Origin of the sequence: Serratia sp. N21D137 (assembly GCF_047530005.1) — a bacterium.
Lineage (GTDB): Bacteria > Pseudomonadota > Gammaproteobacteria > Enterobacterales > Enterobacteriaceae > Chania > Chania fonticola_B.
This window is the reverse complement of the sequence record NZ_JBLJAJ010000010.1, coordinates 80,175-94,138: the sequence shown is the minus strand read 5'-3', so window position 1 is coordinate 94,138 and position 13,964 is coordinate 80,175. Positions and strand designations below refer to the sequence as shown.

General features: G+C 54.6%; 11 protein-coding genes and 1 pseudogene. 7 read left to right on the top strand and 5 right to left on the bottom strand.

Translation table 11 applies throughout. The features are described 5' to 3' along the window. The first annotated feature begins 268 nt into the window (after window positions 1-268). Window positions 269-688: a DUF1090 domain-containing protein gene (locus tag ACMV5H_RS10595; RefSeq protein ID WP_059199022.1), complete on the top strand. Its 420-nt coding sequence runs from the start codon at window positions 269-271 to the stop codon at window positions 686-688. 218 nt (window positions 689-906) lie between these two features. Here ACMV5H_RS10595 and uvrA read toward each other — a convergent pair whose 3' ends face one another. After that, complete coding sequence (gene uvrA, locus ACMV5H_RS10590) at window positions 907-3,735, bottom strand: excinuclease ABC subunit UvrA (RefSeq protein ID WP_024528000.1); 2,829 nt, start codon at window positions 3,733-3,735, stop codon at window positions 907-909. Window positions 3,736-4,022: 287 nt separating this feature from the next. Here uvrA and ssb1 point away from each other — a divergent pair, with 287 nt between their 5' ends. Continuing rightward, window positions 4,023-4,565 carry a single-stranded DNA-binding protein SSB1 gene (gene ssb1, locus ACMV5H_RS10585; protein WP_024483970.1) on the top strand — a complete coding sequence of 181 codons (543 nt, stop codon included), beginning with the start codon at window positions 4,023-4,025 and terminating at the stop codon, window positions 4,563-4,565. A 58-nt stretch (window positions 4,566-4,623) separates the two neighbouring features. Here the strand turns inward: ssb1 and ACMV5H_RS10580 are convergent, their stop codons facing one another. After that, window positions 4,624-5,373 (bottom strand): 3-oxoacyl-ACP reductase family protein, encoded by a 750-nt coding sequence (locus tag ACMV5H_RS10580; protein ID WP_059199020.1) that lies wholly within the window; start codon window positions 5,371-5,373, stop codon window positions 4,624-4,626. Between the two features lie 196 nt (window positions 5,374-5,569). After that, window positions 5,570-5,830: a multiple stress resistance protein BhsA gene (gene bhsA, locus ACMV5H_RS10575; RefSeq protein WP_021180798.1), complete on the bottom strand. Its 261-nt coding sequence runs from the start codon at window positions 5,828-5,830 to the stop codon at window positions 5,570-5,572. A 211-nt stretch (window positions 5,831-6,041) separates the two neighbouring features. Between bhsA and ACMV5H_RS10570 the strand changes: the two genes are divergently transcribed. From ACMV5H_RS10570 to ACMV5H_RS10550, 5 genes and pseudogenes are all read left to right on the top strand, one after another. After that, complete coding sequence (locus tag ACMV5H_RS10570) at window positions 6,042-6,266, top strand: lipocalin-like domain-containing protein (RefSeq protein ID WP_414821801.1); 225 nt, start codon at window positions 6,042-6,044, stop codon at window positions 6,264-6,266. Then, the gene (locus ACMV5H_RS10565) at window positions 6,263-6,931 is read left to right on the top strand and encodes a glutathione S-transferase family protein (protein ID WP_414821800.1); all 669 of its coding nucleotides are present in this window, start codon (window positions 6,263-6,265) and stop codon (window positions 6,929-6,931) included. Before ACMV5H_RS10570 ends, ACMV5H_RS10565 begins: the two co-directional genes overlap by 4 nt. Window positions 6,932-6,977: 46 nt before the next feature. Next, window positions 6,978-7,382 (top strand): annotated as a pseudogene (locus tag ACMV5H_RS10560) (VOC family protein). A 390-nt stretch (window positions 7,383-7,772) separates the two neighbouring features. Further along, the gene (locus tag ACMV5H_RS10555) at window positions 7,773-9,134 is read left to right on the top strand and encodes an NCS2 family permease (RefSeq protein ID WP_039995975.1); all 1,362 of its coding nucleotides are present in this window, start codon (window positions 7,773-7,775) and stop codon (window positions 9,132-9,134) included. 184 nt (window positions 9,135-9,318) lie between these two features. Continuing rightward, the gene (locus tag ACMV5H_RS10550; protein WP_021180793.1) at window positions 9,319-10,968 is read left to right on the top strand and encodes a Na+/H+ antiporter; all 1,650 of its coding nucleotides are present in this window, start codon (window positions 9,319-9,321) and stop codon (window positions 10,966-10,968) included. A 36-nt stretch (window positions 10,969-11,004) separates the two neighbouring features. Here ACMV5H_RS10550 and ACMV5H_RS10545 read toward each other — a convergent pair whose 3' ends face one another. Together ACMV5H_RS10545 and ACMV5H_RS10540 are read right to left on the bottom strand one after the other, a co-directional pair. Then, entirely contained in the window at window positions 11,005-12,732 is a 1,728-nt protein-coding gene (locus ACMV5H_RS10545) for a SulP family inorganic anion transporter (protein ID WP_223498546.1), read from the bottom strand. 252 nt (window positions 12,733-12,984) lie between these two features. After that, a complete protein-coding gene (locus tag ACMV5H_RS10540) occupies window positions 12,985-13,869 on the bottom strand; it encodes a LysR family transcriptional regulator (RefSeq protein WP_094981540.1) in 885 nt (294 codons plus the stop codon). Window positions 13,870-13,964: the final 95 nt, after the last annotated feature.

Sequence of the window (13,964 nt, the reverse complement as noted above, 5' to 3'; positions counted from 1 at the left end):
CTGCGTTATTTAGTTCTGAGAAACAGGATTGGCAAGGTTTTTTTTGGTTTAATTCCACTAATTAGATTATTTTCTATTAATTGGCGCATATTTAAATTTTGATAAAAATAGGGTGATAATTTATTTTAAATACACGGAACTGTTAATTAAGATAGTTCTCATTGGAATTTAAATTATGACTGTGTTATTAATGCGTCTATATCAATCTGCTTAAAGGCAAATAAGGATAAGGGATCCGTAGGGGAACCTACTAAAAGGAAATTTAATTATGAAACTGCATCATTCAATATTTCTCGTACTGCCACTGCTCGTTTATTCCTCATTATCATTGGCGGCGCCAAATTGTGCAATAAAAGAACAAAAACTGCGAGAGCAGCTCGAGTACGCGACGCGTTATGGCAATGTCCATCGTGTTGAGGGGCTGAATCGGGCCTTGGCCAATGTGCAGACCTACTGCCACGGTGGTTACAAAGGCCGTTATAATAGATACGATTATGCACCTGCCACTCAGCCGTTCGAATTCGATCGCCAGTATGAAATTGCCAAGAAGCAACGTAAGGTAGAGAAAAGAAAACAAGAGCTATATGAAGCACAGCTCAAAGGCAAACCGAGCAAAATTGCTAAGCGACAGAGAAAATTAGCTGAGGCCGAATTTGAACTGAAGCAGGTGGAGTCATGGGGAAGGTAGCCTTGCCGATATGAGTATATTTTAGCTGCAGATAAATAATGCTGAATTTGGGTGGTGAGAGTTATTTCACCACTGCGCGGCACTTACATATCCGTGTGATAGTTAAAACCCCAAATCCGCTCCTGCCATTCTAAGGTGGAAACTTATTGCTGTCCCTAGGTTGCGCCGTAATAACGGCCAACATGCCGAGCTTGGTGTTCGGCATGTTGGCCACGGTGTTATCTCTGCAACATCGGTTTCAGGAACCGCGCGGTATGAGACTCTTTACAGTTGGCCACGGTTTCCGGCGTGCCGGACACCAGGATCTCACCGCCGCCGCTGCCGCCTTCCGGCCCCAGATCGACGATCCAGTCCGCCGTCTTGATGACGTCCAGGTTGTGTTCAATCACCACGATGGTATTACCCTGATCGCGTAACTGATGCAGTACCGCCAGCAACTGCTGGATATCGGCGAAGTGTAGGCCGGTAGTAGGCTCATCGAGGATATACAGCGTCTGACCAGTACCCCGCTTCGACAGCTCACGCGCCAGTTTCACACGCTGCGCTTCACCACCGGAAAGGGTGGTGGCCGACTGCCCGAGGCGGATATAGGAAAGCCCAACCTCCATCAACGTTTGCAGCTTACGCGCCAAGGCGGGCACGGCATCGAAGAAATCACGGGCTTCCTCAATGGTCATCTCCAGCACTTCGTGGATGTTTTTACCCTTGTACTTCACTTCCAACGTTTCGCGGTTATAGCGTTTGCCTTTGCACTGATCGCAAGGCACGTAGATATCCGGCAGGAAGTGCATCTCTACCTTGATCACGCCGTCGCCCTGGCAGGCTTCGCAGCGGCCGCCCTTGACGTTAAAGCTGAAACGGCCCGGCGTGTAGCCACGGGTACGGGATTCAGGTACCCCGGCAAACAGCTCGCGCACCGGGGTGAAGATCCCGGTATAGGTGGCCGGGTTAGAGCGTGGCGTACGGCCAATTGGGCTCTGATCGATATCGATCACCTTGTCGAAATGTTCCAGGCCGGTCACTTCGCGGTAAGGAGCCGCTTCGGCAATGGTTGCACCGTTGAGCTGGCGTTGGGCGATCGGGAACAGTGTATCGTTGATCAGCGTTGACTTGCCGGAACCGGAAACGCCGGTAATGCAGGTAAACAGCCCGACAGGCAGCGTAAGCGTCACGTCTTTCAGGTTGTTGCCGCGTGCGCCGCTGAGTTTCAGCACTTTGGTCGGATCCGCGGGCACGCGTTCGGCCGGAATGGCGATTGAGCGCTTGCCGCTAAGGAACTGACCGGTCAGTGAATCCGGTTGGGCCATGATGTCATCGACGGTGCCTTCCGCTACCACCTGGCCGCCGTGAACACCAGCACCAGGGCCGATATCGATCACGTGGTCGGCTGCGCGGATTGCGTCTTCATCGTGTTCTACCACGATCACCGTGTTACCCAGGTTACGCAGGTGGATCAGGGTTTCCAGCAAGCGTTCGTTATCGCGCTGGTGCAGGCCAATGGATGGCTCATCCAGCACGTACATCACGCCTACCAGACCAGCACCGATCTGGCTTGCCAGGCGAATACGCTGGGCTTCACCGCCGGACAGCGTTTCCGCAGAGCGTGACAGTGAAAGGTAGTTCAGCCCGACGTTAACCAGGAACTTCAGACGATCGCCGATCTCTTTCAACACCTTCTCGGCGATCTGGGCACGTTGACCGCTCAGCTTCATATTCTGGAAGAAGGTCATGGCATGGCCGATGCTGAGCTCAGAGATCTCCGGCAGCGTAGTATCTTCCACGAACACGTTACGGGCTTCTTCACGCAGGCGGGTGCCACGGCACGAGGCGCAAGGACGGTTGCTGATAAATTTGGCCAGCTCTTCACGCACCGCGCTGGATTCGGTTTCTTTGTAGCGGCGCTCCATATTATGCAGCACGCCTTCAAACGGATGGCGGCGCACGGTGGTGTCACCGCGATCGTTGATGTATTTGAATTCGATCGACTCTTTGCCCGAACCGCTCAGTACCGCTTTCTGCACGTTGGCATCCAGGCTGCTGAACGGGGCTTCCACATCAAAGCTATAGTGCTCCGCCAGCGAGCGCAGCATCTGGAAATAATAGAAATTACGGCGGTCCCAACCGCGGATAGCGCCACCGGCCAGAGAAAGCTCGGGGTTCTGAACCACACGCTCAGGATCGAAGAACTGCTGCACGCCCAGTCCGTCACAGGTAGGGCAGGCGCCGGCCGGGTTGTTGAACGAGAACAGCCGGGGTTCCAGCTCGCGCATGCTGTAGCCGCAGATGGGGCAGGCAAAGTTGGCGGAGAACAGCAGTTCATCGGCCTTTTCGTCATCCATATCGGCGACGACGGCGGTACCGCCGGACAGTTCCAATGCGGTTTCAAACGATTCGGCCAAACGCTGTGCCAGATCGTCACGCACTTTGAAACGGTCCACCACTACTTCAATGGTGTGTTTCTTTTGCAGTTCCAGCTTTGGCGGATCGGAGAGATCGCACACTTCACCGTCGATACGCGCGCGGATATAGCCCTGGGTTGCCAGGTTTTCCAGCGTCTTGGTGTGTTCACCCTTACGATCTTTCACCACCGGTGCCAACAGCATCAGGCGTTTGCCTTCCGGCTGGTTGAGCACGTTATCCACCATCTGGCTGACGGTTTGTGCCGCCAGCGGAACGTGGTGATCCGGACAACGCGGTTCGCCGACGCGGGCAAACAGCAGGCGCAGGTAATCGTGGATCTCGGTGATGGTCCCGACCGTGGAGCGCGGGTTATGCGAGGTCGATTTCTGCTCGATGGAGATCGCCGGGGATAGACCTTCAATGTGGTCGACGTCCGGTTTTTCCATCAGCGAAAGAAACTGGCGAGCGTAGGCAGAGAGCGACTCAACGTAGCGCCGCTGCCCCTCGGCATACAGGGTATCAAAAGCCAGTGAGGACTTGCCTGAACCTGATAAACCGGTGACGACGATCAGCTTGTCGCGCGGGATAATCAGGTTGATGTTTTTGAGATTGTGGGTTCGAGCACCACGAACTTCGATATTGTCCATTTACACTTCCCGTCTTGATGATACACCGCGCCTGTCTGCGTTCTTTTGTGGGCGATTATGTGATCTATTGCGCAAAAAAACGGCTCGGCCAGTACGAAACGCATAATTATGGCACAAAAAAACCTGAATGAATATCCAGTATACGAATGCAACAAGGTCGATCGCCGGGACATTTTTGGAAGGCACTTCGCAGGTATAATCTAAGCAGGTGGCATGCTACAATTTGTGGTTTAGACTATCCAAAATGTGGTCTGAATCCACTTAAATGACTCATCGGGAGATCGAACATGGCCAGCAGAGGCGTAAACAAAGTAATTTTGGTCGGGAATCTGGGTCAAGACCCTGAGGTCCGTTACATGCCTAATGGCGGCGCAGTTGCCAACATTACCCTGGCGACCTCCGAGAGCTGGCGTGACAAGGCTACTGGCGAGCAGAAAGAAAAAACGGAATGGCACCGCGTGGTGTTGTTCGGCAAGCTGGCAGAAGTGGCGGGTGAATACCTGCGTAAAGGTTCCCAGGTTTACATCGAGGGTGCATTGCAGACCCGTAAATGGACCGATCAGGCGGGCGTAGAAAAATACACCACCGAAATCGTGGTCAACGTGGGTGGCACCATGCAGATGTTGGGCGGCCGCCAAGGTGGTGGTGCTCCAGCAGGCGGCGGCGCTCCAGCGGGTGGCCAGCAGGGCGGTTGGGGTCAACCTCAGCAGCCACAGGGTGGCAACCAGTTCAGCGGTGGTCAACAGCAGCAGGCTCGCCCAGCGCAAAACAGCGCACCAGCGGCCAGCAACGAACCACCAATGGACTTTGACGACGATATTCCGTTCTGATTGTCCTCAGGTTCAAAACGAAAAGCCCCTTTTTGGGGCTTTTTTGCTTTAGAGGGCATTACGCTGAGAAGCCACCGTCAATCGCCAGGCTGGCACCGGTGATATATCCCGCCTCCGGCCCCGCCAGATAAGCCACAAAGCTGGCAATCTCTTCATCCTTACCATAACGGCCAACGGCCATCATCGGTTTCAACTGTTCGGCAAAATCGCCATCTGCCGGGTTCATATCGGTATCTACCGGGCCGGGCTGGACGTTATTGACGGTAATACCGCGTGAACCCAGATCGCGAGCCATGCCCTTGGTTAAGCCGACCAGCGCCGACTTGCTCATGGCGTAGATCGCTCCACCGGCAAACGGCATACGCTCGGCGTTGGTGCTGCCGATATTGATAATGCGACCATTATCATTCATATGGCGGGCGGCCTCCTGGCTGGCAACAAATACGCTGCGGACGTTAACGGCCAGCGTGCGATCCAGATCTGCTAACGACAATTCCTCCAGGTTACCCATTGCCAGCACGCCCGCGTTATTCACCAGAATATCCAGCTTGCCGAAGCTGTTTACCGTCTGGCGTATAGCCTGTTGCAGAGCCTCTGCGTCGGCACTGTCTGCACGGATGGCAATGGCTTGACCGCCAGCCGCCGTAATGGCTTCAACCACCTCATCGGCTTTATCGGGGGAGGAAACGTAGGTGAATGCGACGGTAGCGCCTTCACGTGCCAGGCGTTTAACGATGGCGGCACCGATACCGCGTGAACCACCTTGGACAAAAGCTACTCGGCCAGACAGAAGTTGGGTTACCGACATGATATCTCTCCAAAAGTTGTAATGGTTATAAATAGCAACTGCAGTATCTGGGAAAACGCAGGCAGGGGATTGCCAAAATGGGCCATGTGCCGGTTGGCTGGCGGGGATGGGTTACATTATAGAGTAGTCTGGTTGTTCCGGTTTGTATTACCGGTTAAAACGCGAAAAGCCCCTTGCGGGGCTCATAATCTGACGATTAGTTAAAAATTTCTGCTGTGCCGTAAAGCTTGTTCTGGCCACCGGCGGAAACGATACGGTAAGAGTTGGCACCGGATGCGGCCGCTTTGCTTGCCAGTTCGGCTTCCAGAGCGCTCAGGTTGCTGGCACCGCTTACGGAAACCACACCGATTTTCTGTGAGTCGGCAGTTGGCTGGCTGGTGACCTGGTCAGCGGCAATGCTGGCGAAAGAAGCGGAAGTTAACAGTACAGCGGTAGCAAAAATTTTGATGCTTTTCATAATTCAATCCTCAGGGGTTTTGTTAGGTGAGAGGCCGTTTTCTCTCGATGTGTTGAATGATAGGCCACTTGGCGGTAATGGAAAATCGGAGAGTTTTGAGTATCTACATCAAATAAATTGAATTATACGTAGGGTTGGTGATAGTTGAAATCACAACTACCTTTTAACCTGGGCGTCAAGGGAGCGAATGTGATGACAACGAATCAGTTTATTGGCAGTTGGCCACTATCGGATTGATGAAGATAAACAGTGCGTCATTCATCGGGTCGGGGGTTGTTCGTTCCCCAACTGGCTGGGTAGCCAGCAGATCCGCTTCTACAGTTTCATTGGCGAGACACTCACATTACGCACCGTGCCGTTGCAACTGGACAACAGCGTGCAAATTGGCGAATTGGTGTGGCAACGGTTCCAGGCCGCTGAGGGAGAAAAATCATGATTATCGTGCATCATCTGAACAACTCGCGTTCGCAGCGCATTTTATGGTTTCTGGAGGAGCTCGGTGTTCCCTATCAGGTTCTGCGTTATCAACGCGATAAAACCACCATGCTGGCACAGCCCGAATTGAAAAAGATCCACCCGTTGGGCAAATCGCCGGTAGTGGTAGACGGCGATCTGACACTGGCCGAGTCGGGCGCCATTATTGAATACCTGCAGGAAGCCTATGACGCACAAGGGTTATTCACGCCCACGGATTTTCACGCTCGCCAGGAGTATCGCTATTGGCTGCACTATGCAGAAGGGTCGTTGATGCCGCTGCTGGTAATGAAACTGGTGTTTAGCCGTTTAGGACACCCGCCGATCCCATGGGTGATACGCCCGATTGCCGGGGCGATCGGTAAAGGGGTACAGAGAGAGTATCTGGATAAGCAGATTGTCACGCATCGCGATTATCTGGAGCAACACCTGAATAAAAGCACCTGGTTTGTGGGCAATGAATTCAGCGCTGCGGATATCCAGATGAGTTTCCCGGTGGAGGCGCTAGCTGGACGAGGCGGGCTGGAGGGGTGCCCGAAACTGCAAGACTATCTGCAACGCATTCACGCGCGTCCTGCATATCAACGGGCTCTGGAACAGGGGGGGCCGTTTAGCGTGCTGGGGTGAAGGCTTGAACTATACTCGATAGGGTCACTTTCATAGGAGGTAGCCCATGGCTACGCAAATTTTTGTTAACCTGCCCGTCAGCAATTTGCCCGCTTCTATCGAGTTCTTCCGCCAACTGGGGTTTATCTTCAACCCGCAGTTTACCCATGACACTGCCGCCTGCATGGTCGTGAGTGAGAGTATTTACGTGATGTTGCTGACTCACGAGAAATTCCAACTGTTTACCCCCAATCCCGTCAGCGATGCCAACAAAGCGACGGAAGTGCTGATTTGCCTGTCGCAACCCAGCCGTGCTGCGGTAGACGCGTTGGTACGCAAAGCCATTGCCGCCGGTGGCAATACCTATAATCAGCCATAGGATTACGGCACTATGTATGGCCATGGCTTCCAGGATTTGGACGGTCATATCTGGGAGTTGATGTATATGGATGAGCAGGCGATGCAGTCGTAATCATCTTTCCGCCCCAAACTGTCGGGGCGATCTCCCCTCTTCAAGCCGTAAGTCGATAAACCTGACATCTTCAACAATGCGCGTCCGCAATACGTTTTCGCATAAATTGTCGCGATCTTTAGTTGATCAGACGGCATAGAAGGCTAGATAATCGTTTGCCTTGAAAATCCCGCCCAGTAGCGTTTGGGATTTTTGGGAGTAAGACCACCATAAATCACCCGCTGCATGCGATGAGAGTTAAACGTTTGCCTTTTACACGGCGTCTGTTGCCGCGTTCCTGAAGGGTAAGGAAGCGAACGTGACGGAAACGGTTTCGTAATGACCATGCATCAGTGGGATAACAAGCCACTTCATCCAGGCTGGCAGCAATGAAAAACAGGGGACAGCAACATGTCGAATTCTCAAGCAAATAACGCCGTGACACCCAAAGGCGGGCTTGATGCGTACTTTAAACTTACAGCACGGGGTACCAACGTGCGTCAGGAAGTGGTGGCAGGGCTAACCACCTTCCTGGCGATGGTCTACTCGGTGATCGTGGTTCCCAGCATGCTGGGTAAAGCCGGTTTCCCACCGACTGCGGTATTCGTTGCCACCTGCCTGGTTGCCGGTTTGGGGTCGTTGCTGATGGGCTTGTGGGCCAACCTGCCGATGGCGATTGGTTGTGCCATTTCACTGACGGCGTTCACCGCCTTTAGTCTGGTGCTGGGTCAGCAGATCAGCATTCCCGTGGCGCTGGGCGCGGTATTCCTGATGGGGATCCTGTTTACCATTATCTCGATTACCGGTATCCGTTCCTGGATCCTGCGTAACCTGCCAATGGGAGTAGCGCACGGTACCGGCATTGGTATCGGCCTGTTCCTGCTGTTGATCGCGGCTAACGGTGTCGGCCTGGTGGTGAAAAATCCGCTGGATGGTTTGCCTGTAGCGCTGGGAGCATTTACCTCGTTTCCGGTGGTGATGACGTTAATCGGCTTGGCGGTGATCTTCGGCCTGGAAAAACTGCGTGTACCTGGCGGTATCTTGCTGGTCATTATTGCCATTTCGGTTATCGGCCTGATTTTCGACCCGGCGGTGAAATACCAAGGGTTGTTCGCCATGCCTAGCCTGGCGGGGCCGGATGGCAAATCGCTGATCTTCAGCCTGGATATCATGGGGGCGTTACAGCCGGTGGTGTTGCCAAGCGTGTTGGCATTGGTAATGACTGCGGTGTTTGACGCCACTGGCACCATCCGTGCGGTCGCCGGGCAGGCCAATCTGCTGGATAAAGATGGCCAGATCATTAACGGTGGCAAAGCGCTGACCTCTGATTCCCTGAGCAGCATTTTCTCCGGGCTGGTTGGGGCTGCACCTGCCGCGGTTTATATCGAATCTGCCGCAGGTACGGCGGCGGGCGGTAAAACCGGCCTGACGGCCACCGTGGTTGGGCTGTTATTCCTGCTGATCCTGTTTCTGTCGCCGCTGTCCTATCTGGTGCCAGTGTACGCCACCGCTCCTGCGCTGATGTACGTTGGCCTGCTGATGTTGAGCAACGTCACCAAGCTGGATTTCGACGACTTTGTCGACGCCATGGCCGGTTTGTTGTGCGCGGTGTTTATCGTGCTGACCTGTAACATTGTGACGGGCATCATGCTGGGCTTCAGCTCGCTGGTGATTGGCCGCGTGTTCTCTGGTGAATGGCGTAGGCTGAATATCGGTACCGTGTTAATCGCGGTGGCGCTGGTGGCATTCTATGCGGGTGGTTGGGCAATTTAAGCCTTTCTTCTACGGGGCCATCCTCCGGCCCCGTCGTTCATTTCCTTAAGACTATTCTTCCCCTTTTCTGCGACGTGTTTTGAAAGGCACAACAAGCTTTATAACTGAGAAAAAAAGTGATCTACTATTCGGACACTGTTACCCGCGCGCTTTGGTGATCTGAACTTAAGAGTCTAAGGAAAGCATGGAAATATTTTTTACAATCCTCATTTTGATCCTGGTGGTCTCCCTGTCTGGGGTGGTAACACGCATGTTGCCGTTCCAGATCCCGTTACCCTTGATGCAAATTGCCATTGGGGCCTTGCTGGCCTGGCCGCATTTCGGGTTGCACGTTGATTTTGACCCCGAACTGTTTTTAGTGCTGTTTATTCCACCGTTGCTGTTTGCCGACGGATGGAAAACGCCTACCCGTGAATTCTTGCACCACGGGCGTGAAATCCTGGGGTTGGCCCTGGTGTTGGTGTTGATCACCGTTGTCGGCGTGGGTTATCTCATTTACCTGATGGTACCAGGGATCCCGCTGGTCGCCGCGTTTGCGCTGGCGGCAGTATTGTCTCCTACCGATGCCGTGGCTCTGGGCGGTATCGTCGGTAAAGGGCGTATCCCAAGAAGTATCATGAGTGTGCTGGAAGGTGAGGCGTTGATGAATGACGCTTCTGGCCTGGTATCGTTAAAATTTGCCATCGCGGTGGCAATGGGGACCATGGTGTTTACCGTCGGTGGCGCCACTATGGAGTTCCTGAAGGTGGCAATCGGTGGCCTGCTGGCCGGTGTGGCGGTGACGTGGACCTACAGTAAATCGCTGCGCGTGATGAGCCGTTGGAGCGGAGACGATCCGGCCACGCAGATTGTGCTGCTGTTGCTGTTACCCTTTGCCTCCTATTTGATTGCCGAACATATCGGCGTGTCCGGCATCCTGGCTGCCGTCGCGGCGGGGATGACCATCAGCCAGTCTGGCGTGATCCGTAACGCACCGCTGGCCATGCGTTTGCGCGCTAACAGCGTCTGGGCGATGCTGGAGTTCGTGTTCAACGGCATGGTGTTCATCATGTTGGGGCTGCAACTGCCGGGGATCTTGGAAACCTCGATTGTGCAGGCTGAACTGGATCCGACTATCGAGACCTGGTATCTGTTCACCGACGTGGCGATTATCTACGCCGCGCTGCTGGTGCTGCGTTTCAGCTGGCTGTGGGTAATGAAAAAGGCCAGTAATCGCTTTATGAAAAAGCGCCCTCTACAGTTTGGCGATTACAGCATACGTGAGCTGTGGGTTGCTTCTTTCGCTGGCGTGCGTGGGGCGATTACGCTGGCTGGTGTGCTCTCTATCCCGCTGTTACTTAGCGATGGCACCGCCTTCCCGGCGCGCTATCAGCTGGTGTTTATCGCCGCCGGGGTGATCTTGCTGTCACTGATCGTTGGCGTACTGGCGTTGCCGTTATTGCTGCGCGGGGTGCATGTCGCAGACAAGAGCGCCAGCAAGACCGAAGAGCGCATGGCGATTGCCATGGCTGCCGAGGTGGCGATTGAGAGCATCAACAAGATGGAAGAGCGGCTGGTGGCCGACACCGAGGAAAACCTCGATCCGCAGGTGCTCAAAGAGGTCAGTTCCAGGGTGACCGGAATGTTGCGGCGGCGTATTGCCAGTAAAGACGATATCGAAAATGCGCTGGCGTTGGAAAATCTCGAGCGGCGTTTCCGTTTGACCGCCTTGCGGGCGGAGCGTGGTGAGCTTTATCACCTACGCGCTACGCAAAAAATCAGCAACGAGACGCTGCAAAAACTGCTGCACGATCTCGATCTGCTGGAAGCCTTACTGGTTGAGCGAGAAGGCTAACCACATCTTTACGGGGGCCGCTATGCGGCCCCTATCTTATTCAGCCAAGGCTTCGGCATCTCGATCCCCTTGCGCTTTACTCTCCTTGCTTTGGATCAGCTTCAACGCCAGATACAGGTCGGGAACCAGGATCAGTTTATTCTCCTTGCTGCCGGAGCGATCCAGGCGAAACCAGCGTGTCAGCTCGGTACGGCGGCCTGCGAGCACCAGGCCGATCCCCCGTAGTTGCAAATCCCGCTTCAATTCCTCGATAGCGGCTAACACGCTAATATCCGCATGGGTGAAGCTGGCCACCGCGTCAATAACCACCCAACGTGGATGGCCCGGAGCTCCATTTACCAGAGTGGTGATCCGCCGCTTGAAGTAGGCAACGTTAAAATAGGTCAACGGCGAATTAAAGCGGTACATAATGACGCCATCGACAGGCTGGACGCCGTTGCTCTTACCCAGCGAATGGATCATACCGTCTGCATTGACCCCCAGTAGCTGTTCGGTTGGCCGGAAAACCGTCTGTAGAAACTGCAACAGACCCAGCAGCACCGCCAGCCCAATGCCGGGAATGATCCCTACCAGCAGCACGCTCAAGAAAGTAAACAGCGCCAGATAGAACGCGGGGCGGTTGCGTTTGCGCAACCGGAAAATGCTGCGCATATCCAGCAGTGACCAAGAGGCGTAAATCAGCACCACGCCGAGCACCGGGATGGGGATAAACTGCAGCGGCTCGCTAAAAAATGCCACTACCAAAGCGATCGCCAGCGCGGCAATCACCGAGACCAACTGACTTTTTCCGCCGTTGGCATCATTAACGGCGGTACGAGAGTTGGCACCGCTGATGGCAAACCCCTGCGAAAGCCCGGAGACGATATTCACCAGCCCCAGTGCGCGAAACTCGCTGTCGGCGTCAACCTCGTAGCCATTCTTTGCCGCAAAGCTCCTGGTGGTCAGCATCATGCTGACAAAGCTGACTACGGCAAGGTTGAGCGCCGGGATCACCAGATCGCGCAGCAGCCCGGGTTTAAAATCAGGCCATGACACCATGGGCAAACCGCCACCGGTATAGCCCCCAACCGTTTCAATGCCAAAATGCGGCAAATTAGCCGCCCAGGTCAACGCCGTTGTCAGCACTACGGCGAACAGCGGTGCAGGCCAGTTAGGCCGGGTGTAGTGGACGCCAAGCAGGATCAGCAGCGTCAGCAGTGACATAAGCACCGTGGGCCAATGGCTGTTGAGTAAGTTAACCGGCAGTGCGTAAATACGTTCAATCAGCTCGCTGGAGGACGAGGCAAACCCGAATATCTTGCTGATCTGATTGACGATAATCGTAAGCGCCACGCCGTTGAGCAATCCATTGAGGATCGGGCGTGACAGCAGGTCTGCAATGGCTCCCAGCTTGAAGCGGCTGGCAATCAGGCACCAGGTTCCCATCATCAGGGTCATTACGATGGTCAATTGCCAGTGCAGCTCGGTATGGCCAGCCGCTAGAGGAGTGACTACTGCGGCGATGACCGCGCAGGTGGCTGCATCAGGCCCGACGATCAGCTGACGCGATGAGCCAAAAATGGCGTAGGCGATCATCGGTAGAATACAGGAGTAAAGCCCGACGATGGCGCTCACGCCAGCCAGCTCGGCGTAGGCAATCGCCACCGGTAATGCCACTGCTGCCACCGAGAGGCCAGCGCGGATATCAGGTTTCAACCAGCTACGATCGTAAGCGAGCAGGTTCATCAGGCCAGGCGCGATACTCTGGAGGGATTTCCGCTGCATATCTTTTCCATCCGGCTGAATAAAGGGGCATGCTGTCTCTTTCGTTGGCCGGAAGAGTAAATCAGCGGTTTTTTTGTGATTTTGGGTGAGCATTAGCCGAAGTATAGCAGGGGATTATGACGTGAATTTGCTACCGTTATGCAATGAGAGGGACTTTACGGGCCACAGATTGATCACGCTACTTGATAGGCGCTCTGAATCGGCTCCCTCGCCCTTTGGGAGAGGGTTGGGGTGAGGGGAAACAGAAGACTATCAAGGCTGAGGCCAGTACTCCCGGCAGCAGGCAATCCAGGCCTGGGCGCTGTGGGAAAGATAGCTGCCCTGGCGCCAGATCAGCCCCACTTGCCACTCCATACGTGGCTCCAGCGGCAGCCAGATCAGGTTTTCTTTATCCAGCCATTGGCAGACTGGCTCCGGTAAGGTGGCAATTCCCACTCCGGCCTGCACCATCGCTGCCAGAAAATCCCACTGGCCGCTGCGTACGGCAATCTTGGGTTCGAAGCCCGCCTGCTGAAAGGCTGCCATCAGCATTTTATACAGCGTGAAGTCTTCGTTATAAATCAGGATTGGCCACTCGGCCAGCTCATTGATCGCGATGCTGGTGCGGTTGAGCCAGTGTGCCGTCTTTGGCACAACTACGCACATCGGGTGGCTTAGCAGGGGCAAAAAGGTCAACGGCTGGTCAGAGACTGCGGGCAGTATCGTCATCGCCAGATCCAATTCTCCGGTTAACACCGCCTGTTCGACCGAAAGGCCGCCCAGTTCGGAGATCTTCAGTTCGATCCCCGGATAGGTCTGGCGGAACTGACGGATCAAACCGGCGATCTGCCTGCCGACCATCGGTGGAATACCCAGCCGCAGCACCCCCTTTTTCACCGAGCTGATGTCCTCCAGCTCGGCCTCCAACTGGCGGAACTCATCGAGGATCGCCAGGCCGCGCTGATAAACCGCTTGCCCGCTGTCGGTGAGGTGCAGCTTGCGCCCTTCGCGTACCAGTAGTGTGCACTCCAACTCATCTTCCAGATGGCGCAACATCTTGCTGATGGTGGGTTGGGTAACAAACAGCTTCTCGGCCGCGCGGGTGAAACTTTGCTGGCGGACCACTTCCACAAAATAACGCAGGGTGCGGACATCCACTTTGGGCTCTCCTGAAGGCGGTGCCGCCGGGAAACTATTCCCTTACGGCATGATGTTGATAATTTTAATTCATTTCAGGCAGGGTTTCCCGGCTG